Source organism: Glycomyces sp. YM15 (assembly GCF_016918015.1).
GTDB lineage: Bacteria > Actinomycetota > Actinomycetes > Mycobacteriales > Micromonosporaceae > Glycomyces.
In genome coordinates this window covers 12,831-37,996 of sequence record NZ_JAERMK010000002.1, presented here as the reverse complement: position 1 = coordinate 37,996, position 25,166 = coordinate 12,831, and the positions used below count along the sequence as shown (strand labels likewise).

Below are 25,166 nucleotides of genomic sequence, written 5' to 3'. Positions count from 1 at the left end.
TGGGTTCAAGGGGTTCGTATGACATTGTGGGGCTTTCGATCAGGCAAAGGGCGAGGTCCCCGCCTTGTGCGGCGGGGACCTCGCGAATTCTAGGGAACGCGCCGGGCGGGCTCAGCGGTAGGCGGAGCTCTGCAGGGAGTACAGCTCGGCGTAGGCGCCGCCCCTCGCCATGAGTTCGTCGTGGGTGCCGGACTCGGCGACCCGGCCCTGTTCCAGGACGATGATGAGGTCGGCCATGGAGACTGTCGAGAACCGGTGGGAGACAAGGACGGTGACGGTACCGCGCTGGCGGCCCGCATGGACCTCTTCGGCGAAGCGCTCGAAGAGGGCGTGCTCGGTCTGGGGATCGAGGGCGGCGGTGGGTTCGTCGAAGAGGACGAGGAGCGGGTCTTTCCGCATGCGGCCGCGGCCGATCGCGAGTTTCTGCCATTGGCCGCCGGAGAGGTCGGTGCCGTCGTCCCAGCGGGTGCCGAGGCGGGTGTCGAGTCCGGCGGGGAGGTCGTCGAGGACGTCGTCGGCTCCGGCGCGATCCATTGCGGCGCGAACGGTCTCGTCGTCGAAGCCGCCCTTGAGGTCGCCGATGCCGATGGTCTCGCGGGCGGTGAACTCGAAGCGGGTGAAGTCCTGGAAGGTCGCGCCGATACGCTCGCGCCAGGCGTCCACCTCGAAATCGGTCATGGCAGTGTCGTCGACCTTGATCTGACCGGAGGTCGGCTGGTAGAAACCGGACAAGAGCTTGACGAGGGTGGTCTTGCCCGCGCCGTTCTCGCCGACGAGGGCGACGACCTTCCCGGCGGGGAGACGCAGCGTGACGTCGTCGAGGGACTGGCGCTCGGACTCGGGGTAGGAGAAGGAGACGCCTTCGAGGGTGATGCCGTCGGCGAGGCACTCGGGAACGTCGAAGGGCACCGCCGGGCCGCTGGACCGCTCGGCGTAGTCGCGCAGCCAGCCGATGCGCTCGCCCAGTTTGGCGAGGCGCGCCATGAACATGCTTTGGAAGGCGACGTTCGCGGCGGCTCCGGCGACCATGCCGATGAGGCCGACGAGCAGGACCACGTCACCGGCGGTGGCCTGGCCGCGGATCGCGAGATAGAGGACGATGCCGATCCCGGCGGCCATGCCGAGTGCGGACAGGAGTCCTTCGCCGGTGGCGAGCCGGGCGGCCCTCCACTGGCCCCGGTTGCGTTCGGCGACGACCGCCGCCCCGGACTCGTGGTGGCGCTCGGCGACCGCCGCCGCGGAGCCGAAGATGCGCAGTTCCTTGCCGGATTCGCCGTGCGTCGCGACTTCGAAGAGGTGGCGGCGCTTGCGTTCGGATTCGCTCGTTGCCGCGTGGACCTCGTCCTCGATCATTCCGGCCTTGTGCGCGATCGCCATGGCCGCCAGAGCGAGCAGCGGGAACACGAGCAGCAGCGGGTGGACCTGGTAGAGGAGCGCGCCGCCGACGATGATGGTGACGATGGCGCGCAGCCACTGTGCGAGCTGGTTGACGCCGCCCGCGAGGAGCCAGCGGTCCTCGCGGATGCGCTGCACCTCGTCGAGATACGCGGGCCGTTCGTGGTGGTCGAGCCCGGGCGGGCTGCCCATGAGGACCATGAGTTCGCGGTCGGAGGCGCGGGCGGTGTGGTCGAGGACGAGGAACACGAACTTGACGTAGACGAACACGACGGTCCAGATCAGGGCGACGCCGATCCCGAGTCCGGCCGCGGCCGTCAGTGCGTCGCGGTGGTGTCCGGTTTGGACTGCGTCGATGATGACCTTGGTCAGGTAGACGAGCAGGGGCATGAGGATCGCCTGGACGATGCCCAGGACGATCAGGGCGATGATCGCCTTCGGATGCGAGCGGTAGCCGACGGCGAGGCCGTCCTTCAAGCCGCGCAGGCGCTTCGCGATCTTGTGCTTCATGGGGGCTCCTATGCGAGGGGGGACCGGGCGAGGCGGTTGGCTTGGAGGGTGAAGGCTTCGGCGTAGCGTCCGCCGAGCGCCATGAGATCGTCGTGGCCGCCGTCTTCGACGACCTTGCCGCCGTCGAGGACCACGATCCGGTCGGCGCGGCGCACCGTGGAGAAGCGGTGCGAGATGACGATCGTGGTGAGACCGGCGGTGATGTCGAGGAACTGCTCGTAGAGTTCGGCTTCGGCGCGCACGTCGAGCGCGGCGGCGGGCTCGTCGAGGACGAGGATCTTCGCCCCGGCCTGGACGGCGAAGAGGGCGCGGGCCAGCGCGATCCGCTGCCACTGCCCGCCGGAGAGGTCGGTGCCGTCCTGGTACTCGCTCGACAGGACGGTGTCGAGTCCATTGGGGAGTGCGTTGATGAGGGCGCGGATGCCCATGGGCTCGCAGGCCTTCCAGATCCGATCGGTGTCGCCGGCGAGATGCGGGGCGCCGAGGGTGATGTTGTCGCGCACCGTCAACTGGTAGCGGGTGAAGTCCTGGAACAGGGCCGAGAGGCGCGAGCGCCAGACGGCCGGGTCGACCCCGGCGAGATCTACACCGTCCACAGTGATCTTACCGCCGGTGGGCTCGTAGAGCCCGGCGAGGAGCTTCACCAGGCTGGTCTTGCCCGCGCCGTTGTGGCCCACCACGGCCAGCGAGGTCCCGGCCTCGATCTCCAGGTCGAGCCCGCCGATCACGGGCCGTTCGGAACCGGGGTAGGCGAAGTCGACGCGCTCGAACCGCACCGACCTCGCGGGGGCGGAGGCCGGGAGTTCGGCGGTGACGGGCCGTTCGTCGGCCGTGAGCTCCGATTCGAGGGCGAGGACCTTCGGCACCGGCAGCGAACCGAGAGCGAGGAACGCGGCCACGTCGTCGAAGGCGGTGAAGTTGAACATGGTGGTCAGCGCGACGAGGTAGACCGAGAGCGCGGCGAAGCCGACGGCCCCGTCGAGTCCGGACTGCACGAGCAGCAGCGCCGTGGCGGCGGTGAGCACGAGGAGGGCCCCGATGACACCGACGGCGGTGCGCGCCCGGAGGCGCAGGAACCGGCCCGAGTACGCCATCCGATCGGCCCACTGGCGGTCGTAGCGTTCGAGCAGCCAGCCCATGAGGCCCCAGACGCGGATCTCCTTGGCGGGCTCGGCGGTGATGGCGAGGTCGCGCACGTACTCGCTCTCGCGCATCTCGGTCGAGCGCATGTAGGCGGTCTTGCCGACCCGCGTGTACTCGTTCTGCATGGCGATGAAGATCGCGGGCCAGGCGACGAGCCAGGCGAGGCCGATCCAGATGTTGAAGGCGCACAGGACGATCGAGGCTCCGGCGGCGGCGAGGAACGCGGGGGCGATGGCCGCGAGGCCGCGGACGGCGCGCTCGGGCCGGATGTGGTCGGCACCGAGCTGGCGGGCGACGCGAAGGAGGGCGAGCACGTTGTCGTCCTCGAGGTGCGCGACCCCGGTGGGGCGGGCGACGGCGGCGACGAGGCGGTCCTGGAGGAGCAGTTCGAGTTCGCGGCCGAGGTTGAAGGCGTTGGCGCGGTGGACGTTGTCGACGAGGCGCCCGAGCAGGAGCGCGGTGACGCCGACGGCGAGGAGCATGTAGGCGTGACGGGCCTCGGGCGAGCCGGGTCCGGCTTCGGCGGCGGGCGGGACGGCGCCGATGAGGAGACCGGTGGCAATGGTCATGGCGAGCGGGAGCGCCGCGACCAGGACCGTGGTGGCGACGAGGACTGCGGCGCGGGGGCGGCTGATCTGCGGCATCAGCCGCACGACGGCGAGCACGGCCCGGCCGGCCTCGAAGCGCACCGGATTGACATTCGGGGGTGTCATATGAATCCTTCATGACGTCATGATGACTGTTCTACGACACCATAGCGAAGTCTGGAAGCGCTCGCAAGCCCGGATCGGAGCGCGGGACGGTTCTGGCGCATGGCAAAGGCCGTCGGGGGCCGGGCCCGCACGCGTCGCCTGGCAGTTCGACGGCCCGGCCCGTCACTGCCGCGGGCCAGCGATTGGGGCCCGGCCGCCGCACGCGGGTAGTGTTGAGCCTCGTGTCAGCGCCCAATCTCGTCAATCTCGAAACCGTCTCCAAGGCCTACCCCGACCAGGTGGTCCTCGACGCGGTCTCCCTCGGCATCGCCGCAGGCCAGCGCGTCGGCGTCGTCGGCCGCAACGGCGACGGGAAGTCGACGCTGCTGCGCCTCATCGCCCGCGCGGACGTGCCCGACTCCGGTCGGGTCGTGCACACCGGCGGCACCCGCATCGCCGTGCTCGGCCAGACCGACGGCCTCCGTGACGGCGCCACCGTGCGCGACGAGCTGTTCGGCGACGCTGACGCCCACGAGTGGGCGCGCGACCCGCGCGTCCGCGAGATCTTGACGGGCCTGTTCGGCGGCCTCGACGCGCCCGTGCTCCCCGAGGGCCTCGACTCCCGGATCGGCGTGCTCTCCGGCGGGGAGCGCCGCCGCGTGGACCTCGCGCGGGTCCTCTCCGAGGACGCGGACCTGCTGCTGCTCGACGAGCCCACGAACCACCTCGACATCGAGGGGATCGCCTGGCTCGCTTCGTATCTGAACTCCACGCGGGCGGCGATCATCGTCGTCACGCACGACCGGTGGTTCCTGGACGAGATCTGCGACCGCATCTGGGATGTGCAGCGCGGCAACGTGTTCGAGTACGACGGCGGCTATACGGCGTACGTCTTGGCCCGCGCCGAGCGCGAGCGCCAGGCGAGCGTCGCCGAGGAGAAGCGCCAGAACCTCATGCGCAAGGAGCTCGCGTGGCTCCGCCGGGGCGCCAAGGCGCGCACCGGGAAGGCGAAGTACCGCGTCGACGCGGCGAACGAGCTGATCGCGAACGAGCCGCCGCCGCGCGACACCGCCGAGCTGGTGAGCTTCGCGACGGGCCGCCTGGGCAAGACCGTGTTCGAGGCGAAGGGCGTCACGGTGCGGGCCGGCGACCAGGTCCTCCTCGAGGACCTGGATTGGATCCTGGGCCCGGGCAAGCGGGTCGGGCTCCTCGGTGTGAACGGCGCGGGCAAGACCTCGCTGCTGCGCACGCTCGCGAACGCGCTGCAGGACGAGCAGCCCGCGGCGGGCCGCGTCAAGGTGGGCCGCACGGTGAAGCTCGCGTGGCTCACCCAGCACATGGAGGACCTGGACGGGTCCTGGCGGGTGCTCGAGGCGATCGAGAACGTCGCCAAGCGGGTCCAGTTGGGCAAGAAGGAGATGTCGGCGGGGCAGCTCGCCGAGCGTCTCGGCTTCCTCGGTGGGAAGCAGCGCACGTTCGTGCGCGACCTCTCGGGCGGGCAGCGCCGTCGTCTGCAGCTCGCGCGGCTGCTCATGGCCGAGCCGAACGTGCTGTTCCTCGACGAGCCCACGAACGACCTCGACATCGAGACGTTGACGCAGCTCGAAGACCTGCTCGACGACTGGGCCGGGACGATGGTCGTGGTGAGCCACGACCGGTACTTCACCGAGCGGGTCGCGGACGAGTCGTGGGCGCTGCTGGGCGACCGGCGGCTGCGGCACCTGCCGCGCGGGATCGAGGAGTACCTGGAGCGTCGCGCGGACAAGACCGCTGCGCCGCAGCCGAAGAGCGCCGGGACCGCGAGTGCTCCGGGGTCCGGGAAGGCGCAGTCTTCGGCGGCCGAGGAACGGGCGACGCAGAAGGAGCTGTCGAAGCTCGAGCGGCGTCTGGCGAAGGTCGAGGAGAAGATCGCGGGGCTCTACGCGGACATGGCCGAGCACGCGACGGATCCGGCGAAGCTCGGGGAGCTGCAGGACCAGGTGTCGGCGTTCGAGACTGAGCGGGACTCGATCGAGGAGCGCTGGATGACGCTCGCCGAATAGTCCCTAGTGGACTTTCTGTGCCGTGGTTCGACGCCACCAGCGGCGGACACGCGCTATGAATCCATTGCTCGGCCGTACGAGCGGTTCGGGCCGAGGCCGTCGCGGGGGCGCGCCGGGGGCGGGAAGGCGTTCGCGCACGAGCATGAGCAGGTCGCCGCCGGGATGGGACTCGTCGGTGCCGACGCGGAGTGAGGCGACGGCGAGTCCGGCGATGGCGCGGCGGAGGTCGTCTGCGGTGGACTCGTCGCCGATGAGCGAGCGGGAGACGGCGGCGGCGGTATTGAGCGCGGTCCGGGCCGCGCCGAGAAGGTCGGAGTCGAAGCGGGCCTGGCGTTCCATGACCGGCGCGATGAGCCTGCGGCATTCGCGAAGCAGGGCGATGGTCTTGTCCCGCAACGGGTCGAAGGGGTCGCCGGTCTCGTTCCAGTTGCGGGCGGCGGCGATCGCCTGGTCGATCGCGGGAACGACCGCGTCGGGGTAGACCGGGGCCTCGCCCGTGGGGGTTCCGGCGGCGTCGAGGTACCGCTCTTCGGCGTCGGCGTCGGGGATCTCGACCTGGTGGAGGGCTTCGCGGATCCACAGCGAGACACCGATGAGATGGGCGTGGACGGCGAGCCGGTCGTGGGCGGCCTGCCGCGCCGGGAACATGCCCCGTTCGACGAGGAAGTCCACGAAGTCGTTGCCGTCCAAGCGGTCGAGGTGCGGTTCCCAGCCGAAGGCGGGCTGCCAGCCGCGCATGCCCGCGACGATCCGCACGCGCTTGCACAGGTACTCGAAGGCCTCGGCGAAGATCGCGTCCGGACTGAGGTGGGCGTCGACCGCGCGGGCCATCTGGAACGTGTGGCGGAACTGCATCGGATTGGCCACACGGGCGTCGCCGCGCTGCGCGGCGATGTGGACGGCGAGGGCCAGGACCCGGTGGCCGCGCGTGCGTTCCCGGTCGGCGTGGAGCACGGCGGCGACGGCGTCCAGCGCGGCGAGGAACGTGTTCGCAACGCCGGGCGGGCAGTAGAGGCGGGGATGCGGGACGGCTTCGACCCACAGTGGACGGCCGACGGTCTCGGCGGGGACGGCCTTGAAGTACTCGGCGAGTTCGGGCGTGGCCGGGAGCCGGTACCGGTGGCCGGGTTCGGCGTAGTGGTTGGCCCACAAGAGGAATTTGCGGACGTAGACCGGCCACATCCCGGCGGCGGCTTCGCCGTCGCGCAGCCGTTCGGGCGGTTCGAGCGCGTCGTTGAACCGCAGGTCGGTGAGGAACCTCGCCCACACCGCGTACCGCACGGGCACTGTGCACAGGTCCGCTTCCGGGCCGACGGGAACGGCCTCGGCGAGGTTGCGGCGCAGCAGCCACTCGTCGACGAGGGCGCGGTCGCCGGAGTCCATCGCGGAGTACCGGTCGAGCCGGTCGCGGAGCTCGTGCTGGAGGCGCGGGTCGAGTTCGGCCGCGACGCCCATGCACTCCTCGGCGAGGAGCAGCGAGTCGACGTCCCCGGCGCCGAGGCAGGCGCGGACGACGGCGTCGGCCGGGCCTTCGGCGGCCCACAGCAGCAGCGTCTCGCGCCACCACACCTGGTCGATGCGTTTGGCGAGGAACGCGTCGTCGCCGTTCTCGCGGAGCGCGGCGGCGGCCAGGTACTCCTGGATCGTCACGTGCGCGAAGCTGTACTCGTCGTGCGCGTCCGCGACGAGGATGCCGCCCTCGACCGCGCCGCGCAGGTAGTCCTCGGCGGCGATCCGGCGCGGGGAGGCCCGCAGCCGCTCGGTGAAGATCGCCTCGGCGTCGCGGGCCGAGACGCGGCGCGTGCGCGAGCGCATCATGCGCAACGCGAGTTCGCGCAGCGGCGCGGCCTTGAGGGCGGCCGGAAGCGGGTCGGACGCGGAGGGGACGCCGGTCTGGGAGCGGCGCCGGTGGAGCAGCATCTCGCACATCTCGCGGTACAGCTCGGCGCGGCTGCCGGGGAGCTCGCCGCGGTACCGGTCGACGTTGCAGGTCATGGTGAGCAGCAGGGGATTCGAGACGAGGTCGCGCAGTTGGCGGCTGTCGCCCATGTGCTTGAGGAGCCGCCCGGCGTCCTTGTCGGACTGGGCGCGCACGGCCCGGCCCGAGCGTTCGGTCTCCTGGCAGCGCACCGCGTAGCACCACTGGCGCACGAACTGCTGGATCTTCGGCCAGTCGAAGTGCTTGACGAGCACGGTGTCGGAGTCGGCGAGGACGGTGTTGTCGAGGCCCGGGCCGCGCGAGGTGACCACGAAGCGGCACTTGGGATAGCACTCGGCCTGGACCTTGATCCAGCGCGCGATCTCCTGGCGCGCTTCGACTCCGGCGGTCTCGTCGAGGCCGTCGAGCATGACGAGCGCGCGGCCGGCTTCGAGGCGCTGGCGGACGCCTTCGGCGATGGCCCGGTGCCGCAGCGCCGGGGTCTCCTCCAGGAGCGAGGCGACGGTGACGGCGGCGGGGTCGGCGAGGATCGTGTCCACGTGGTCGCGGAGGTAGATCAGGACGGGCAGGCGCCTGCGGAGGGCGCGGCGGCTGCGGCAGAGTTCGAGCGCGGTGTGGCGCAACACAGTCGTCTTGCCGACGCCGGGCGGGCCGACGACGACGAGGAGCCGCCGGTCGGAGTGGTCGAGCAGTTCGAGGAGCGAGTGCCCGCCGTGCCGCTCGGCGTGGCGGTCGGGGCGGACGAGTCCGGCGGCGACGTGCAGCTCGGGCAGGCGCATCGCGAACGGGCCGCGGGCGGTGAGACCGTAGAGCTGGACCTCGGCGACCTGCTCGGCGAGTTGCGCGAGGTAGAGCCGCCGTTGCCGGGCGAGCCACAGAAGGCGGTGCGGGTCCACTTTCCCGGCCACGCGTTTGGCCCAGCGGCGGCCGACTTCTTCGCCGAGGAGCCCGAGAAAGCCGAGGATGATCAGCAGGACCGCCGATCCGCTGAGGACCGGGATGCTCGTGGGAATGCGTTCGCGCACCTGCTCCCAGAAGACGGTGACGAGCAGGACCGAGGGGCCGAGGGTGAGCAGGCCTTTCGAGACGGCCTTGCGCGCCCGCCCGGGCTTCGCGGGGGTCGCTGGTACGGGTGCGGTCATGGGCCTCCCGTCGTTCGGTCCCTCACCAAGGGTAGGGGATCCACGCCATTCGGGCGGGACGGGCGGATCGCGGCCGCCGAAACCTCCGGCATCGCGTCATTGATGGTGATTGATCCACATTGCAGCGGGCCGAGAGGCGCGAAACGGTGCATTGTACTTGGAGCGATCGTTCCCATACCGGTTGGTAACCGACTCTTCATTCAGTGATTTATGGTCCTCTTCCAGGTACTTCACAATTCACTGTGATTTCCCTAACCTCAGGTTGAAAGCCCGAAAGGGACCGGTTCCACCGAACCGTGCCCTACGGGCGGTGCGCCCCCATCGATCCCTTGCGCACCAACCCGTCTGAACCGAGAGGGAGTACCCCCCTATGACCGTCTCGCACACCTCTGCTCGAAGCAGCAGAGCCATCCGCCGCGCTGCGGCCGCGTCCCTTGCGGGCGTCGCGGCAATCGGCTCGATCACCTTCAGCGGCCTTGCCGCGCAAGCCGAACCGGCCGCCCAGATCTTCGGCGCCGACTCCCCCACCGCCATCGAAGGCGAGTACCTCGTCGTCATGGAGGGCGCCTCCGCCTATCGCGAGGCCGACGAGATCGCCGGTGACGCAGGCGCTTCCGTGATCGACGACTTCGCCGAGGTCGAAACCGTCCTCGTCGACGCCTCCGAGTCCGAGGCGCTCGAGCTCGCCGCCGCCGACGGCGTGGCCTTCGTCGAGCAGAACGCGGTCGTCTCGATCGACGCCGTGCAGACGCCCGCCACCTGGGGCCTCGACCGCATCGACCAGCCGAACCTGCCGTTGAGCGGGAGCTACGAGTACCTCGGGACCGGCTCGGGCGTGCACGCGTACATCGTGGACACCGGTATCAACGCGTCGCACTCCGAGTTCTCCGGGCGCGTGGGCAACGGCTACGACTTCATCCAGAACGACTCGACCCCGCAGGACGGCAACGGCCACGGCACCCACGTCGCCGGCACCGTCGGCGGCACCACCTACGGCGTCGCCAAGAACGTGACGCTGCACGGCGTCCGCGTCCTCGACAACGCCGGGTCCGGCACCACCGCCGGAGTCGTCAACGGCATCAACTGGGTCACCGCCAACGCCATCAAGCCCGCCGTGGCGAACATGAGCCTCGGCGGCGGCTACTCGGCCTCCCTGAACAACGCCGTCACCTCGGCGGTGAACTCGGGGGTGACCTTCGCGGTCGCGGCCGGGAACGAGGACCAGAACGCCTGCAACGTCTCGCCCGCCTCCGCGCCGGCCGCGATCACCGTGGCCGCCAGCGACAACACGGACACCCGCGCCTACTTCTCCAACTTCGGGTCCTGTGTGGACGTGTTCGCGCCCGGCGTGGACATCACCTCCGCATGGCACACCTCGAACAGCGCGACCAACACCATCTCGGGCACCTCGATGGCCTCCCCGCACGTCGCCGGGGCCGTCGCGGTCTACCTGGGCCTCAACCCGAACGCGTCGACCAGCGCCGTCACCTCGTGGGTGACCGGCAACGCCGGGACCGGCAAGATCTCCGACGTCCAGGGCAGCCCGAACCGGCTGCTGTACACGGGCACCGGCGGCGGCACCGACCCCGACCCGAGCGACTGCGCGGCCACCAAGTCGACCGCCACGCCGATCGCCGACCGCGCCACCGTCAACTCGACCCTGGCGCTCACCTGCGACGGCAATGCGCGCAGCAGCAGCACCGTGGCCGTGAACATCACCCACACCTATCGCGGGGACCTCGTGATCTACCTGATCGCCCCCGACGGCACGAGCTACACGCTCAAGTCCTCCTCGGGCAGCGACTCCGCCGACAACGTCATCGCCACCTACCCGGTGAACCTCTCCAGTGAGACCGCCACGGGCACTTGGACGCTGCGCATCGTCGACGTCTACTCGGGCGACTCGGGGACGCTCAACTCCTGGACCCTCACGCTCTGACTCCCCCGAACAACTGAATAGCGGGTGACCGCGGGCGGGCCCTCCCCGTCGACAGCAGTACCCGGCGGCGCGACCTGGAGCCGTCGCCCGCCGGGCGCCGCGACAGGGCCCGCACCGCGGCCCCGCACCACCGCCCCGACGTCGGCGCGAGCCGACCCCGGGCGGCCGACCGCATCGATTCCCATCACCCTCATCCCGTCCCGGCCCTGGACCGGCCCGGACCACCCGAAGGGACCACTGTCCATGTCACGCAAGCACAGATCCGTAGCGGCGGCCGCCATCGGCGTCACCGCCTTCACCGCCCTCGCGTTCACCGCCACCGCCGCCGAGGCCAAACCCGCCCTGGGCCAGATCGTCGGCGAGGACGCCGCGGGCGCCATCGCGGGCGAGTACATCGTCGTCCTGGAGGACGGCACCTCCGTCTCGACGGCGGTGAAGAGCATCGAAGGCGAGGAGGTCGTCGAGACCTTCCCCGAGGTCGACGCGTTCCTCATGGAGGCCAGTGAATCCGAGGCGAAGGCGCTCGCCGCCGAGGACGGCGTGGCCTTCGTCGAGCAGAACGCGGTCGTCTCCATCGAGGCGACCCAGTCGGGCGCGACCTGGGGCCTCGACCGCATCGACCAGCGCAACCGGCCGCTTTCGGGCACCTACACGTACAACTACACCGGCGCGGGCGTCCACGCCTACATTGTGGACACCGGCATCAACGCGAACCACGCCGAGTTCGCCGGGCGGGTCGGCAACGGCTACGACTTCGTGTCGAACGACTCGAATCCGCAGGACGGCAACGGGCACGGCACCCACGTCGCCGGGACCATCGGCGGCACCACCTACGGCGTGGCCAAAGAGGTCACGCTGCACGGCGTGCGAGTGCTCAACAACTCCGGCTCCGGCACGACCGCCGGGGTCGTCAACGGCATCAACTGGGTCGCGGCCAACGCCGTCAAACCGGCCGTGGCGAACATGAGCCTCGGCGGCGGCTACTCGGCCGCGCTGAACAACGCCGTCGCCGACGCGGTCGCCTCCGGCGTCACCTTCGCCGTCGCGGCGGGCAACGAGAACCAGAACGCCTGCAACGTCTCTCCGGCCTCGACGCCTTCGGCGATCACCGTCGGCGCGACCACCTCGACCGACGCTCGGGCGAGCTACTCCAACTACGGTTCCTGCGTCGACATCTTCGCTCCCGGTTCGAGCATCACCTCCGCGTGGCGCTCGGGCAGCACCTCCACCAGGACCATCTCGGGCACCTCGATGGCCACCCCGCACGTCGCGGGCGCGGTCGCGCTGTACCTGGACGCCAACCCTGGCGCGTCGACCTCGGCCGTCACGAGCTGGGTGACCGGCAACGCCACCACCGGCGTGGTCACCGGCGCCGGCACCGGCAGCCCCAACCGGCTGCTCTATTCCCTGTGAACCACTCGAACACCGTCGAGGCCTTGCGCTCTGTGAGCGCAAGGCCTCGTTCCGTTCATCCCTTTTAGACCAATCACCGTATTTACTCATTCACTGATCTATTAGTGTGATTCGCGGGGTTTACACATTTTGTTCTACACCTTAGGCTCACTGCCAGGGTCTGACGGCCCGTCGCAGAGCCGCTCGGCCCGGACGGGTGAAGCGGACCGGGCCACGGCCCGGTCCGCGCCGCCGGGCCACACCGCCTCCCCCCGGGGACGGCCGCCCCCAAGCAGGCGGCCACCCCGCACAACCGAAGGAGTTCCCATGTCCTCGGCGAAGCTTGCGAGCCGCAAATCTGTAGGGCCAACGGCAGGAACGAAACGGCGCATCAAGACCGCAGCAGCGATCGGCATCGCGGCCGCGGCGGCCGGAGGCTCGCTCATCGCGGCCTCCGCATTCGCCAACGCAGAGACCCCGGCACCCGACGCCAGTGACCTCATCATCGGCGCCGACTCCCCCGACGCGATCGCAGGCGAGTACATCGTCGTCATGGAAGACCAGGGCGCCGAGGCCGCCGGCGGCCTGGACGCGCTCGCCGACGACCTCGGCGTCAGCATCGACGTCGAGGACACCCTCGGCCTCGTCGACGGCTACCTCGCGGAGATGAGCGAGGCCGAAGCGGTCGAGCTCGCCTCGGACGACGCGGTCGCGTACATCGAGCAGAACCAGATGGCCCACGCCTCCGAGGTGCAGGCCGACCCGCCGTCCTGGGGCCTCGACCGGGTCGACCAGGACGCGCTCCCGCTCGACGCGTCGTACGAGTACAACCAGTCAGGCACGAGCGTCGAGGCGTTCGTCCTCGACACCGGCCTGAACACCGAGCACCAGGAGTTCGAGGGCCGCGTCGGCGAAGGCTTCGACTTCATCGACAACGACGCCGACCCGAGCGACTGCCACGGCCACGGCACGCACGTCGCCGGCACCATCGGCGGCTCCACCTACGGCCTCGCCAAGGACGTCACGATCCGCCCCGTCCGCGTCCTCGACTGCGAGGGCTCGGGCTCGTACGCCGCCATCATCGGCGGCATCGACTGGGTCGCCGCGAACGCCGGCGAGTCGGCCGTCGCCAACATGAGCCTCGGCGGCTCCTTCAGCCAGGCCCTCAACGACGCGATCGCCGCCGCGGTCGAGACCGGCGTGACCTTCGCGATCGCCGCGGGCAACGAGGGCCAGGACGCGTGCAACGTGTCCCCGGGCTCCGAGCCGAGCGCGATCACCGTGGGCGCCACCGATGAAGACGACGCCGCCGCCTCGTTCTCCAACTTCGGCGAGTGCGTCGACCTCCTCGCCCCCGGCGTGGGCATCACCTCCGCCTGGATCGACGGCGTGGACGCCGAGAAGACCATCTCGGGCACCTCGATGGCCACCCCGCACGTCGCGGGCGTCGCCGCGCTCTACCTCGAGTCCAACCCCGGCGCCACGCCGGACGAGGTCGCGACCGCCCTCACCGAAGGCGCGCTCGCGGACGTCGTGACCGACCCGAACGGCAGCCCGAACCTGCTGCTGAACACCGCTTTCCTTGGCTAGCACGCTGATAGCGAGGGCCGGAGCTGCAAGGCTCCGGCCCTCTCGCGCGCCACGCTTCACCCGAGCGCTTCGAGCAGGTCGCGGCAGGCCTTCAGGCAGGAGCGGCATTCCGCGGCGCACTTGGCGCAGTGCTCCATGGACGAGTGCTGCTCGCACACGTCCAGGCACGACTTGCAGGCCCGGGCGCAGGCCTCGAGCATCGCGCGGGTGAGGTTGGCGTCGTAGCCGGTGTGGCGCGAGAGCGTCTTGCCGGTGGCGAGGCAGATGTCGGCGCAGTCCAGGTTCGTGCGGATGCACTTGACCAGCATGGCCACGTGGTCCTCGCTGAGACAGGCGTCGGCGCAGGCGGTACAGGCCTGGGCGCAGGCGAAGCACTCCTTGATGCAGTCGGCGAGCTTCTGGCGGTCGACGCCACCGAGGTCGGCCGGATACGTGCGGAGCATGTCCTCGACGAGTGTCATGGTCGGTCCCTTCCAGTCGGCGCGGCGCCGCCGCGTGCGGCGCGCATCGGACTCCCGGGATACCCGGCACTCCGGCACGTAAGCGAACTCGCGATGCTCCCGCACCTTGATTACCGGCCAGTAGGTATTTCGCCGCGGCGCGCGGCCCTCACCGCGCTCGGCAGTCGGGTGCCGCACCTCCGCGAGATCGCGGGATCGAGCTTGTTCGATCGGGCTGCGCTCCGGTAATAATGGCTCCGACCACGCAGACCGATGCGACCGTGATTTGGAGGCCCCGGCGATGACGGTGCTACTCGTGCCTTACCACCTCGACGAACGCCTGCCCGACGACGAGTTCCCGGTCGCCGCCGACCGCGTCGTGGCCAAGGAGCTGCACGGCGGGCGCTTCTGGGCCCGCGTCGCCGACCTCTACGACCTGGTGGGCGACGCGGTCGCCACCGCCAAGCGACCGACCACGGTCGTCACCGCCGACTGCACCGTGGCCCTGGGGGTCGTGACCGGCCTCCAGCGGCTCGGTCTCGATCCCTCGGTCATGTGGTTCGACGCCCACGGCGACCTTCACACCCCCGCCAGCAGCGCCTCCGGCTACCCGGGCGGGATGGTCCTGCGGATGCTCCTCGGCGAAGGCGACGGCACCGTGGCCGAGACGACCGGGCTGACGCCGATCCCGCCCGAACGCGTGCACCTCATCGACGCCCGCGACCTCGACGCGCCCGAGATCGAGTACCTCGCCGGCAGTCCCATCGCGCACCAGCCGATCGAGAGCGCAACGGCACCGGAAGGACCGATCTACCTCCACATCGACCTCGACGTGCTCGACGCCGAATCCGTTCCCGGCCTCCGGTACCCCGTGACGCCCGGGCCGACCCCCGGTCTACTCCGCGACGCCGCCCTCGGCGCCCTCGCCACCGGCCGCGTAGTCGCCATGACCATCGCATGCACTTGGCGCCCAGGGGAGAACGCCGCCCATGCGGCCCGGGGTCTCATCGGCGAACTGCTCGCCGCCGCCGGGAAGGCGCGGTCTGCCGAGACCGGATCATGACGCGGACGTCCCAAGAGGACATTTCGTGTGGGCAAGGGCGTGAGGCTCGAACGTCGTTCCTGAGCACCGCCTCCGCCGACGCGTGCCCATCCTTCGCAGACTGCGGCAGGGCCGGCGGACCCGGCGCCAGCCCTGGTCGTCCCGTCCTGCGGCCCTTCACATGTCGCGGTAGCGCTTGGCGGCCTTGAGCAGCGGTTCGAGGTCGGCTGCGGTGACCTGGCGGCCAGGGACGTCGAAGCCGCCGTCCGGAGACTTCACGGCGAAGTAGACCGCGCCGTACGCCGGGGTGTCGCGCTGGAAGCGCCAGCCCTCGGCGAGCGGGCCCACATCGTAGGCGTCCCAACCGATCGAGTCGAGGAACGCCGTCGCGGTCTGCTTCGCCGCCGCGTCGTCACCGGCGATCGCGAGGACCGAGCGCTCGGCGTCGCCGCTCGGCCGGGCGAGCTCGGCGATGTGCTTGAAGTAGATGTTGTTGAAGCCCTTGACGACGAACGACTCCGGGAGGTGCGCCTGGAGGAGTTCGCTCGTGGTGGTGGATTCGTCGTCGAGCTCGGGGATCTGCTCGTCGCGCTGCGGGTAGTAGTTGTCGGTGTCGATGACGACCTTGCCGCGCAGCTCTTCTACCGGGACGGACTTGTAGGCGTGCAGCGGCACGGTCACGATGACGAACTCGCCCGCGGCGGCCGCCTCGGCAGGGGTCGCGGCGCGGGCCTTCGGCCCGAGCTCGGCGACGAGCCCGGCGAGCGAGTCGGGTCCGCGCCGGTTGCTCAGGACGACCTCATGGCCCGCCGCGACCGCGAGGCGCGCGATCGTGCCGCCGATGTTGCCACTGCCGATGAATCCGATGATGCTCATGCCAGGACACAACGAGTCGCCTGCATCGACCATTCCCCCCGTTTGCGGTGATGAACGCCATGACCGGCGTTCAAAGGGGAGAGCCGGCCGGTCCACGGGGGCGGAGACCAGCCGGCTCGGCTCGGGGGCGGTCGTCACAGACCGCGCTTGTACTTCTCCCACCAGGTGAAGGCGCCCCTGTACGCCGACGGGGTGTTGTCGGCCGCGTGGCTCGCGAGGCCGTTCTTGCCGAAGAAGTAGTCGTGCACCTGCCGCTGCGCGGGGGCCGACATGTCCGTGTCGCACACCGCGTTGGCGTGGATGTGGTAGCTGAAACCCTGCTCGGGGGTGCGCAGCCAGGCAGCGAAGCCGACGTCGCGCATCGCCTTCACCGTCTGCCAGCGCTGCGTGGCGGTCATGCCGCTGACGTTGACGTCGACGACCCCGCCGCCGTCGTGCGTCCCGGCCGAGCTCGGGTTGCCGGTGGTGTACGAGCCTTGGGTGAGCGTGATGCTCCAGGAGAGCTTGGCGTCGGCGGCCGCGAGCATGTTCTTGGTGCGGGTGTTGACCCGCCTGCCGCCGTATGAGTCCGTGCTCGACCCGATGTTCACGGTGCGGGTCACGGTGAACAGGCCGGTGCTCGACCCGAGCTTGTTGAGGGAGGTCGGGCCGGGGATGCCGTTGGCGTCGAGTCCGGTGTAACCGAGGGACCTCTGGTACGCCGAGTACGCGCTGACGGTGCTCGAGCCGTAGTGTCCGTCCACATAGCTCGACGAGAGGAAGTTCCTGGCGTCGAGGGCCTGCTCGACGACCTTGACGTGCGGGCCGGCGGTGAGCGTGGTGCCGGTGCCGGACTTGGGCGGGTCGACCATGGCGGCGACGAGGACGAGCTCCATGTCGACGGTGGCCGCGGCCTCGGCCGCTCCTCCCGTGAGGACGGCGGGAACGGTTGCGGCGCCGATGCCTCCGGCGGCCATGACGACGCGGCGGAGGAGCCAGCGCCGGGAGCGGGTGTCGGGTGTGTCTTGGGAGGTCATCTATGGATCCCTTCCAGGAGTTTCGCACCGAGGGGTGGTCGACGCGACGTGTGTCGTGTAACGGAACCATATCGAAGAAATCTTTCGTTGAGAAGTCCTCCAGTGAAACAAAACTTCAGCCGAGCGGTTCAAGTCCTCCGATCGGGCCCGTTCGTGGGGCTCGCACTCCGTATCGCGTTGCGGTTCAATGGGTCCGTGGCCTCCCAAGAACTCATCGGCGGCGCGCCGATCCAGCTGAGGCTCCTGCCGACGTTCACGGGGTCAGCACGGAGAGCGCCGGGCAAATATCATTGAGCGACACTCGTCTGAGAGGTGGCCATGTCCTCGACCGTCGACGTCGTGATCTCCGCGGAGACCGCCAAATACGCCCCCGACAGCCCTCAATGGCGACGCGAGGTCGCCGCGCTCCACAGCGAACTGCAGAGCGCAACGGGCGCTGCCGCAACGCGATCCACACCGGTGCCAGGAGCCAGGGACGGCATCGTGCAAGTGATCCTCGCCCTCGGCTCCTCGGGCGCGTTGATCTCGGCGGTGCAGGTCTTCCGGGCCTGGCTCGGTCGCGACAAGACACGGACGATCACGGCCACATGGACCGACGAGCACGGCGAGACGCAGCGGTTCACCCTCACGGGTGAGAACATCGACCAGCAGTCGCTCACCGCCTTGAGCGAATCGATCGGCCGCATGATCGAAGGCCGCTGATGCCCGAACGCCGATACCGCGCCCTCCTGATCGGCAACGCCGTCTTCAGGCGGGACCCGCAGGGCCTCCCGAAACTGCAAGGGCCACGCGCCGATGTGGACGCGCTGTTCGAAGCGCTCTCGGACGCCGAATCCGGCCTGTTCGGCGCTGAGGACATCGAAGCGCTCATCGACCGGAACCTGCAGAACCTCCGAGAGGAACTGCACCGCTTCTTCATCGAGGACGCCACTCGGGACGACGTCCTGTTCCTCTACTACAGCGGCCACGGCAAGCTCGACCTTCTCGGACGTCTTCACCTGTGCGCCAGCGACACCCGAGTGAACGCGCTTCCGGTCACCGCGCTCCGCTACAAGGACGACATCGACGCTCTGATCGAAGCCTCTCCCGCGATCGCGACGGTGACGATCCTCGACTGCTGCCACAGCGGCGCCTTCCGCGGCGGCGACTTGAAGGTCGAGGCGAACGGCAGCGGCCGGTGCGTCATCACCAGCGCCAGCGCGAACGAGCTCGCCATTGACGCGATCGGCCCGGGAGGCACGAGCCCCTTCACGAACGCCTTGGTCAGCGGGCTCCGGTACGCGCAAGCACCCGAGCATCTGACCGCCCGCGGTCTCTACGACTACATCGAGGGGGAGGTCGGCACCGCGGGGAACTCGCGTCCCCAGTTCTACTTCGACGGCGAAGGCGCGATCGTGGTCGCACGGAGAGGACCGGCCTGCTCCCCAGGGCCCGCCGGGCAGGAGGAACCGGGCCGGCCCTATGAACCCGAAGCTGAGGCGGACGAACTGGAGGAAGAGGATCCCGCGCCGCCCGGTCTGGTGCTGCCCGAGGCTCGAACCCACCTCTGGCGGCTGCTCAACGAAGCCGCGCAGTCCGCACTGTCCGGCGACGACGGGGACGGGGAACCACACGCGCTCCTGTTCGAGGTCGTCAAGGACTCCGTCCGACTCGACGCCAAGTGGGCCAATGCGGTCCTCAAGCGGCTCGGTTCCAACAGGGAACGGCAGGTCGTGGTCGAGGGCTTGGCCGCCGGGCTCGCGGAGCGCGATCCCGATCGCGCGATCGACTTCGCACGCGAGTTCGCCGCGGAGAAGCCCGAACGGATCGGCGCTCACCTGGCCGTCGCTGCGAGCCTGAACGACGCCACCGGGGGGCTTCGGGAGGGATTGCTCATGGCTGCGATCGCCGGCTGCGGATGGGTGCGCGGCAGACACGCGCCAAGGATGATCGCGCGAGTCCTCGAGATCGAAGCCCGTGCCGGAGAACCGACGCCGGACGGCGGAGACGAGCCGTTGATCCGGGCCGCGAAGCGTCTTTCCGCCTCCACACCGGAAGTCTGGGACGCTCTGTCCAGCCATCTGAAACACAGCATCGAGAGACTTGACAGGTCGTCGGTGCCGGCCGTGCAGGCCGAGGTGGCCTTGCAGCTTGCGACATTCGATCCCGTGCTCGCGGGACGGTTCTTCTTGAGGGAGGGGAACTTCCTGTGGGAAAACGCGTCCGAGCATCTGCCGATCTCCCAGATCGCCCGGTGCGCGGCGACGATGATCGACTCGGCACCGCCGATCGGCCACCGGCTCTTCGAGATCGCGGAGCGACGCTGCCGTTCCGAAGCGGACTGGACCGCACTGTTCATCACTGTGATGCAGGCGCTCGCCGCGCCGCCCGGTCCGTCACTGGAGGCGGCCGACCGCTTGGTCTCCGTGGTGGAACGCGCGATCGATCAGGTCGCGGACCACGACCTCCGGCGCCTTCCGCACGCCGCTGAGCACTTGGTCGCCTCCGCGCCCGCCGCGGCCGCCCGATTGCTCCGGTGCGATCCCGACGAGGACCGCGTGCTGGCCGGCCTGATCAGGATCATCAGACCGGCCGCCGACGTCGATGTCTACGCGGCCAGGCAAATGGCTGACACCGCGGAGCGAATGGCGCTCTCGATCCTCGACGAGACCGAGCAGGCCGAGCGGATCGCCGATCTCGCGGCGGCTTACGCGGCGATCGACCCCGCTCACGCAAGGCGCCTACTGCATTCGATCCCGGAGACCGGATATCGCCGCGAGATGGCGATCGCGGACGTGGCCGAGGTGCTCTCGGCGTCGGCTCCGGATCAGATCCAGACGCTCGTCGACGAGTTCGCCGGTGGGGAGCCTTCCGAAAGGCTACTGAGCAGCGTCTTCGAAGGCGTCGCCCAGACCGATCCCGCATGGGCGATCCGGGTCGCGTCCTCGGATCCGGGCTCGCCATACCTGGCTTCGGTCATCGCGGCAGCGGCCCAAACCATGGCGGCGCGTTCCCCCGAGGAAGCCGCTCAGGTCGCGCGGGGATTGCAGGATCCATTTCGCCGTGCCCACACGCTTTGCGGGATCGTGCGGATAGTCGCGCGAGACCATCCTGAGCGAGCTGCGGAATTCGCTTGGCAGATTCCGTCCGAAAGAAAATGCGCCTATGCGAGGGCGAGCGCGTTGAGCGTGGCGGCGAGGGCCATCGCCGAGCTCCAGCCGAGCCAGGCTGAGGAGCTGGTCTCACTGGCGGTGAGTTCGGCGAACATGTTGGAGGACGGCAACCTCAAGGGCTCGGTGTTGTGCGAGGTGGCGCGCGTGGCCGCCGGGTTCGCACCGACGCTGGCCTCCCGCCTGCTCTTGCAGGCCGAGCAGTGCGTCTCGACGGAGACGACCGAGGCGGAGGCGGATCAGACTCGGATACTGACGCGGATCATGGTCGTCTGGGCCGTGGTCGCGCCCAAGCAAGCCGAACGGCTGCTCAATGAGCTGCCGGGGTATTGGGGTTCCCGAGATTACGACCTCGGTGTCGCGGGGGGGGGCCGGGGCGCCCCCCCCCCCCCCCCCCCCGCGCGAATAGCGGCCCTGAAAAGCCGTCCGGCGCAGGGTTTTTGGGGTTCCCAGTTATTACGACCTGGTGGGGGGGGGGGTGCCCTGGGCCCCCGCCGACCCGCGCCGAGCAGAGCGATTCGCGGACATGATCAGCGATCCGTCGCTGCTGCTGAGCACCCAGACCTCCCTCGTCGAAGTGTTCTGTGTGTCCGCGCCTGCCCGCGCCGAGCGGATCGCACTCGCGATGGCGCCCGGTCCGAGACGGTCCCGGGTGCTGCTCGCGGTCGCTGATGCCGTGCATCGGCGGCAGGCAGGCCAGATGTAGCAAGCTCGCCTAGTGGCCCGGGCTCTCGCTCGCAACCTGCAGACCGGCCCAACGGTCCTGCGTGTCGGTCATCGTCCGAGGACCCGGGCGATTCGTCGCGGAGGTCCCACATCAGTCGCCCGGGTGCTTCGAGATCCGATCCGGGCGGCCACGACATCACCAGCGGACGCTCTACGGTCGAAACTTGAAGGCGCGCTTCCCCTTGCATTGGGAAGCGCGCCGTGTCTTGCGGGCCGGGCAGGCTAGGCGATACTGCCGGCCTTCATGGCGGTGACGAGACCGGTCCAGGTGGCAGTGTCTACGAGGAGGTGCGGGAAGTCGCCCTCGGTCGGGAGCTTCGAGTCCCGGACTGCAACGGTCGCCTCCACCGGGGCGACCTCGACGCAGTTGCCGTTTCCTCCGCTGCGGCTCGACTTCCGCCAAGGAGCCGTATGAATGCAGGCCACCTCGACGCAGTTGCCGGTACCGCTGTAACTGGACTTTCGCCATTGAACTGAAGATTTCATGTCAGCACCCTCGAGTCAGGCTCGGTTGATTCTCAGCTGATGTTACTGATGACGGTGCGAATGCGATCGAGGGACGCCTTGGGTGTGAGGGACTGTTTTTGCAGCTTGGCGTGAGCATCCTGGTAGGCGGTGAAGTGCTCGGGCTCTTCGAGGACTTGTCCTCGGGTGAAGTTGTCAAGGTAGACGATCGGCGCATCCAGCGCATCCGGGAAATTGATGAGCATGAACGGTCCGGTCATTGCAGGATGACCTCCCGCTGCGAACGGCAGGACCTGGACAGTGACGTTGGGTAGGGCGGTGAGGTCTGCCAAGTGCTCGAGTTGCGCTCGGAACTGAGCGGCCGATCCTACGTGCCGCAGCAGAACCGCTTCGTTGATCACAGCGGCGACTTCCACCGGATGCTCCCGGGTCAGGATCAGTTGGCGGCGCAGCCTCGCGTCGATCTTGGCTTCGATGTCGCTGTCGGCGGTTGTCAGCCGAAATATTTCGCGAGCGTAGTCAGTGGTCTGGAACAGGCCCGGCATGATCTCTGATTCGTAGGTCGCTATCGAAGCGGCCTCCTCTTCCAGGCCGACATAGAAGCTGAACCAGTCGGGGAGGACATCGCCATAGTTCTGCCACCAGCCGCGCTCTTGCGCGCCACGGGCGAGTTCGACCAGTACTTCGGCGTCTTCACCGGTCACACCGTACAGAGCGAGCATCGCTCGGACCACCACTGGTCGGGCGGTGATCTCGCGATTCTCGATGCGGCCAAGGTTGCCCGGGCTCATGTCGAGCGCCTTGGCTGCGGCGGATCGGTTGTATCCGGCCTGCTCGCGAAGTCGCGCCAGCTCCTTGGCGATGCGGCGTCGTTTGACCGTGGGGCTTCGCAGCTCAGTCATGCGATGAGTATTTCATCGTGAAGTACTGTCAGCAATTCGCTTTCACCCAAATGAATTACATGCAACTTGCATGGGTGTCGATTGTGTCGTACGGTCATGGTTGACCGTGGGGTCGCAGATTTGATTCCAGGTCGTTCGCGACGGTGCTGACTCGCAGGTCGCTCGTTCAGGTGGGGATCGAGCGGCGAGCCGTCCGGCGGCCCGGCACGCTCCTTCGGAGCCCTGGACCGAAGGAGCGTGCCGCGACACGGCTTTCACTCAAGCGCATAAATGAATCCGGCCGCACAGAAAGCGGCCCGCGCTGGGACGGATTCTTGGCGGAGTCACCCAGCGCGAGCCGCGCATCACCAGAGAAAGCGAGGCTTCTCGTGGGTCTTCTCAGCGTACCTGTCGATCGTGTGCCCGCCCGGGCCAAGAGCGCCCTGCAACCGCACCGGCCCTACCGCACCTGGCTGGGCTTCGACCGCCTGCGCCGCATTCGGTGGGGCGAGGCATGGGGCCGCCACGGCTGCTCCTCCCGCGAGTCGGCCGCCGGCCTCTTCGCCTCCACCGCCTCGCGTGCCCGGAAGACCGCTGCGCTCGACTCCGGCGACCTCACCGCCGACGACCTCAACCGCCGTCGACGAACTCCCGCGCGGCACCGTCGAAGGCCCAGCCCGCGCCACCAATCCCCCGCCGATCCGCTTGCAGACATGGATATCGAACTCGCGGCGGTGCGATGAACACACACGACTGCACGGGCACTCCTGCCGCCGACAGTCCGATCACCAAGATCGGCACCGAAGTCTTCGGCCTCCGCGTCATCTCCGGTTACCTTCACGCCTCCGAGCCCGGCCAGATCCTGCTGCGCCAGCTCTATCCCGGCGAACCCGCCGACATCGGCCGTATCGAAATGATCGGTACCGGCACCGGCCGCCTCACCGTCGACTCCGACCGCACCGCCGAATGGAACGACCACGAGCGCACCGCGCTCGCCGCGTTCTTCCTCACCCGCTATGCCGACCGCATCATCAGCCGCCCCAGCCCGATACGAGCCGACACACCGAGCCGAGGGCGAGACATCGATGATCGAGCCGAGTAAGCGCGACACCACCGCCGACTCACCCGACTGGGTCCGCCTCGACGAGTTCTCCATCGGCATCGGCGGAGGCGACCGCGTCCGCCTCACCGTCTACCGCAACACCACCGACCCGATGCTTCACCGGCTCACGTCCGACGAACAGACCAAAGCCGGACCCCGCCTCATCGCCGTCTTCACCGAACCACCCGGCGACCATGAGGAATGGCACCCCGGTTGGCGCACCGACCCGATGCGGTCCGCCGTGGAAGGCCTCGCCAGGCGGATCGCCCGCATGTAGCACTGCGAAGCGCTGGTAATGCCAAGGGCGGCATCGCTTTCGCGGCGCCGCCCTTGATGGTGCGAGTGTCTAGACGATGCGGTCGAGGATGATCGGGCCGCGCTTGGCGGGCTCTGCTCCGATCTTCCACTGGCCCGCAAGGGTCTCCATCGCCGCGGGGAAGCGCGCCGGGGTGTCGGTGTGGAGGCGGAAGACCGCCTCGCCCGCCGCCACGCGTTCGCCGACGGTCTTGAGAATCTCGATACCGGCGCCGGCCTGGACGGGCTGGCCCTGGCGTTCACGGCCCGCACCGAGACGCCAGGCGGCGACGCCGACCGCGTAGGCGTCCATCTCCGAGATGAAGCCGCCGGTGTCGGCCTTGATCTCCTCGAATTCGTGCGCGACCGGCAGGTCGGCGTCGACCTCGCCGCCCTGGGCGGCGATCATCTTGCGCCAGACGTCCATCGCGCGGCCGTCTTTCAGAGCGGCCGCCGGGTCGACGTCCATCCGGCCCGCGGCGGCGAGCATCTCCTTGGCGAGGGCCACGGTCAGCTCCACGACGTCCTCGGGGCCGCCGCCGGCCAGGACCTCGACGGACTCGCGCACTTCAAGGGCGTTGCCCGCGGTGCGGCCCAAGGGGATCGACATATCGGTGAGCAGCGCGCGGGTGTCGACGTCGTGGTCCTTGCCGAGGCGGACCATGGTCTCTGCGAGTTCACGGGCTTGGGCGAAGTCCTTCATGAAGGCGCCCGAGCCGACCTTGACGTCGAGGACGATGGCGTCCGCGCCCTCGGCGATCTTCTTGCACATGATCGAGGACGCGATGAGCGGAATGGCCTCCACAGTGGAGGTGATGTCGCGCAGGGCGTACAGCTTCTTGTCGGCCGGGGCGAGGTCGCCGGTGGCGGCGCAGATGACGGCACCGATGCCTTTGAGCTGCTCGATGACCGCGGCCTCGGTCATGTCGACCTGGAATCCCGGGATCGACTCGAGCTTGTCGAGCGTGCCGCCGGTGTGGCCGAGGCCGCGGCCCGAGAGCTGCGGAACCGCGACGTCGAAGACCGCGACGAGCGGGGCCAGCGGGAGGGTGATCTTGTCGCCCACGCCACCCGTGGAGTGCTTGTCCACGCACGGTTTGCCCACGGTCGAAAGGTCGAGGGTTATTCCCGAGTGGATCATCGCGGCGGTCCAGTCGGCGATCTCGCGCGGCTTCGCTCCATTGAGGAAGATCGCCATGGCCAGGGCCGACATCTGCTCGTCGGCGACGAGACCCTTGGTGTAGGCGTCGATGAGCCAGTCGATCTGGGCGGTCGAGAGTTCGCCGCCGTCCCGTTTGGTGCGGATGACGTCTACAGCGGTGATCATTGGATTTCCCTCACAGACAATGGAATTCGAGGACCGGATGTGAGTGGGCGGGTCAGGTGACCCG

The 25,166-nt window shown here is 69.3% G+C and carries 19 protein-coding genes; 10 read left to right on the top strand and 9 right to left on the bottom strand.

All coding sequences use genetic code 11. From position 1 onward, the window contains the following. Positions 1–111: 111 nt before the first annotated feature. Both JHY01_RS02780 and JHY01_RS02775 read right to left on the bottom strand, forming a co-directional pair. Positions 112–1,905: an ABC transporter ATP-binding protein gene (locus JHY01_RS02780; protein ID WP_205324085.1), complete on the bottom strand. Its 1,794-nt coding sequence runs from the start codon at positions 1,903–1,905 to the stop codon at positions 112–114. 8 nt (positions 1,906–1,913) lie between these two features. Continuing rightward, a complete protein-coding gene (locus JHY01_RS02775) occupies positions 1,914–3,761 on the bottom strand; it encodes an ABC transporter ATP-binding protein (protein ID WP_205324084.1) in 1,848 nt (615 codons plus the stop codon). A 221-nt stretch (positions 3,762–3,982) separates the two neighbouring features. Between JHY01_RS02775 and JHY01_RS02770 the strand changes: the two genes are divergently transcribed. Further along, positions 3,983–5,782 (top strand): ABC-F family ATP-binding cassette domain-containing protein, encoded by a 1,800-nt coding sequence (locus JHY01_RS02770; protein WP_205324083.1) that lies wholly within the window; start codon positions 3,983–3,985, stop codon positions 5,780–5,782. Between the two features lie 3 nt (positions 5,783–5,785). On the opposite strand, the gene JHY01_RS02765 is transcribed toward JHY01_RS02770, so the two are convergent. After that, positions 5,786–8,863, bottom strand: a complete 3,078-nt coding sequence (locus tag JHY01_RS02765; protein WP_205324082.1) for an NACHT domain-containing NTPase — start codon at positions 8,861–8,863, stop codon at positions 5,786–5,788. Between the two features lie 370 nt (positions 8,864–9,233). On the opposite strand from JHY01_RS02765, the gene JHY01_RS02760 reads away from it, so the two are divergent. The 3 genes from JHY01_RS02760 to JHY01_RS02750 all read left to right on the top strand — a co-directional run bounded on the left by JHY01_RS02760 (position 9,234) and on the right by JHY01_RS02750 (position 13,784). Next, complete coding sequence (locus JHY01_RS02760; RefSeq protein WP_205324081.1) at positions 9,234–10,802, top strand: S8 family serine peptidase; 1,569 nt, start codon at positions 9,234–9,236, stop codon at positions 10,800–10,802. 243 nt (positions 10,803–11,045) lie between these two features. Beyond that, on the top strand, positions 11,046–12,215 hold the full coding sequence (locus JHY01_RS02755) for a S8 family peptidase (protein ID WP_205324080.1): 1,170 nt from the start codon (positions 11,046–11,048) through the stop codon (positions 12,213–12,215). Positions 12,216–12,521: 306 nt separating this feature from the next. Continuing rightward, positions 12,522–13,784 (top strand): S8 family peptidase, encoded by a 1,263-nt coding sequence (locus JHY01_RS02750; protein WP_205324079.1) that lies wholly within the window; start codon positions 12,522–12,524, stop codon positions 13,782–13,784. Between the two features lie 56 nt (positions 13,785–13,840). Here JHY01_RS02750 and JHY01_RS02745 read toward each other — a convergent pair whose 3' ends face one another. Next, the gene (locus JHY01_RS02745) at positions 13,841–14,245 is read right to left on the bottom strand and encodes a four-helix bundle copper-binding protein (protein ID WP_205324078.1); all 405 of its coding nucleotides are present in this window, start codon (positions 14,243–14,245) and stop codon (positions 13,841–13,843) included. Positions 14,246–14,525: 280 nt separating this feature from the next. Here JHY01_RS02745 and JHY01_RS02740 point away from each other — a divergent pair, with 280 nt between their 5' ends. Further along, a complete protein-coding gene (locus JHY01_RS02740; RefSeq protein WP_205324077.1) occupies positions 14,526–15,287 on the top strand; it encodes an arginase family protein in 762 nt (253 codons plus the stop codon). A gap of 156 nt (positions 15,288–15,443) precedes the next feature. On the opposite strand, the gene JHY01_RS02735 is transcribed toward JHY01_RS02740, so the two are convergent. Then, complete coding sequence (locus tag JHY01_RS02735) at positions 15,444–16,142, bottom strand: NADPH-dependent F420 reductase (protein WP_205324076.1); 699 nt, start codon at positions 16,140–16,142, stop codon at positions 15,444–15,446. Between the two features lie 134 nt (positions 16,143–16,276). Then, complete coding sequence (locus JHY01_RS02730; protein WP_205324075.1) at positions 16,277–17,158, bottom strand: peptidoglycan-binding protein; 882 nt, start codon at positions 17,156–17,158, stop codon at positions 16,277–16,279. A gap of 318 nt (positions 17,159–17,476) precedes the next feature. On the opposite strand from JHY01_RS02730, the gene JHY01_RS02725 reads away from it, so the two are divergent. Both JHY01_RS02725 and JHY01_RS02720 read left to right on the top strand, forming a co-directional pair. Beyond that, positions 17,477–17,860: a hypothetical protein gene (locus JHY01_RS02725; protein ID WP_205324074.1), complete on the top strand. Its 384-nt coding sequence runs from the start codon at positions 17,477–17,479 to the stop codon at positions 17,858–17,860. After that, complete coding sequence (locus JHY01_RS02720; RefSeq protein ID WP_205324073.1) at positions 17,860–20,979, top strand: caspase family protein; 3,120 nt, start codon at positions 17,860–17,862, stop codon at positions 20,977–20,979. Before JHY01_RS02725 ends, JHY01_RS02720 begins: the two co-directional genes overlap by 1 nt. A gap of 276 nt (positions 20,980–21,255) precedes the next feature. On the opposite strand, the gene JHY01_RS02715 is transcribed toward JHY01_RS02720, so the two are convergent. Then, positions 21,256–21,519 (bottom strand): DUF397 domain-containing protein, encoded by a 264-nt coding sequence (locus JHY01_RS02715; protein WP_205324072.1) that lies wholly within the window; start codon positions 21,517–21,519, stop codon positions 21,256–21,258. Between the two features lie 32 nt (positions 21,520–21,551). Then, on the bottom strand, positions 21,552–22,400 hold the full coding sequence (locus JHY01_RS02710) for a helix-turn-helix transcriptional regulator (protein ID WP_205324071.1): 849 nt from the start codon (positions 22,398–22,400) through the stop codon (positions 21,552–21,554). 398 nt (positions 22,401–22,798) lie between these two features. Between JHY01_RS02710 and JHY01_RS02705 the strand changes: the two genes are divergently transcribed. Genes JHY01_RS02705 through JHY01_RS02695 form a run of 3 tightly spaced genes read left to right on the top strand, consistent with a single transcriptional unit; the run spans position 22,799 to position 23,758 of the window. After that, positions 22,799–23,122, top strand: coding sequence for a hypothetical protein (locus JHY01_RS02705; protein WP_205324070.1), 324 nt, complete (start codon positions 22,799–22,801; stop codon positions 23,120–23,122). Beyond that, positions 23,119–23,481 (top strand): hypothetical protein, encoded by a 363-nt coding sequence (locus JHY01_RS02700; protein ID WP_205324069.1) that lies wholly within the window; start codon positions 23,119–23,121, stop codon positions 23,479–23,481. Before JHY01_RS02705 ends, JHY01_RS02700 begins: the two co-directional genes overlap by 4 nt. Next, a complete protein-coding gene (locus JHY01_RS02695; RefSeq protein ID WP_205324068.1) occupies positions 23,465–23,758 on the top strand; it encodes a hypothetical protein in 294 nt (97 codons plus the stop codon). The genes JHY01_RS02700 and JHY01_RS02695 overlap by 17 nt, the downstream gene beginning before the upstream one ends. 69 nt (positions 23,759–23,827) lie before the next feature. Here the strand turns inward: JHY01_RS02695 and JHY01_RS02690 are convergent, their stop codons facing one another. Then, positions 23,828–25,102: a thymidine phosphorylase gene (locus tag JHY01_RS02690; protein ID WP_205324067.1), complete on the bottom strand. Its 1,275-nt coding sequence runs from the start codon at positions 25,100–25,102 to the stop codon at positions 23,828–23,830. Positions 25,103–25,166: the final 64 nt, after the last annotated feature.

Excerpts from the sequence above, each read along its gene's own strand:
- JHY01_RS02780 (WP_205324085.1), bottom strand. The coding sequence starts at position 1,905 with ATGAAGCACAAGATCGCGAAGCGCCTGCGCGGCTTGAAGGACGGCCTC.
- JHY01_RS02775 (WP_205324084.1), bottom strand. The coding sequence starts at position 3,761 with ATGACACCCCCGAATGTCAATCCGGTGCGCTTCGAGGCCGGCCGGGCC.
- JHY01_RS02765 (WP_205324082.1), bottom strand. The coding sequence starts at position 8,863 with ATGACCGCACCCGTACCAGCGACCCCCGCGAAGCCCGGGCGGGCGCGC.
- JHY01_RS02760 (WP_205324081.1), top strand. The coding sequence starts at position 9,234 with ATGACCGTCTCGCACACCTCTGCTCGAAGCAGCAGAGCCATCCGCCGC.
- JHY01_RS02755 (WP_205324080.1), top strand. The coding sequence starts at position 11,046 with ATGTCACGCAAGCACAGATCCGTAGCGGCGGCCGCCATCGGCGTCACC.
- JHY01_RS02750 (WP_205324079.1), top strand. The coding sequence starts at position 12,522 with ATGTCCTCGGCGAAGCTTGCGAGCCGCAAATCTGTAGGGCCAACGGCA.
- JHY01_RS02745 (WP_205324078.1), bottom strand. The coding sequence starts at position 14,245 with ATGACACTCGTCGAGGACATGCTCCGCACGTATCCGGCCGACCTCGGT.
- JHY01_RS02740 (WP_205324077.1), top strand. The coding sequence starts at position 14,526 with ATGACGGTGCTACTCGTGCCTTACCACCTCGACGAACGCCTGCCCGAC.
- JHY01_RS02735 (WP_205324076.1), bottom strand. The coding sequence starts at position 16,142 with ATGAGCATCATCGGATTCATCGGCAGTGGCAACATCGGCGGCACGATC.
- JHY01_RS02730 (WP_205324075.1), bottom strand. The coding sequence starts at position 17,158 with ATGACCTCCCAAGACACACCCGACACCCGCTCCCGGCGCTGGCTCCTC.
- JHY01_RS02725 (WP_205324074.1), top strand. The coding sequence starts at position 17,477 with ATGTCCTCGACCGTCGACGTCGTGATCTCCGCGGAGACCGCCAAATAC.
- JHY01_RS02720 (WP_205324073.1), top strand. The coding sequence starts at position 17,860 with ATGCCCGAACGCCGATACCGCGCCCTCCTGATCGGCAACGCCGTCTTC.
- JHY01_RS02715 (WP_205324072.1), bottom strand. The coding sequence starts at position 21,519 with ATGAAATCTTCAGTTCAATGGCGAAAGTCCAGTTACAGCGGTACCGGC.
- JHY01_RS02710 (WP_205324071.1), bottom strand. The coding sequence starts at position 22,400 with ATGACTGAGCTGCGAAGCCCCACGGTCAAACGACGCCGCATCGCCAAG.
- JHY01_RS02700 (WP_205324069.1), top strand. The coding sequence starts at position 23,119 with ATGAACACACACGACTGCACGGGCACTCCTGCCGCCGACAGTCCGATC.
- JHY01_RS02695 (WP_205324068.1), top strand. The coding sequence starts at position 23,465 with ATGATCGAGCCGAGTAAGCGCGACACCACCGCCGACTCACCCGACTGG.
- JHY01_RS02690 (WP_205324067.1), bottom strand. The coding sequence starts at position 25,102 with ATGATCACCGCTGTAGACGTCATCCGCACCAAACGGGACGGCGGCGAA.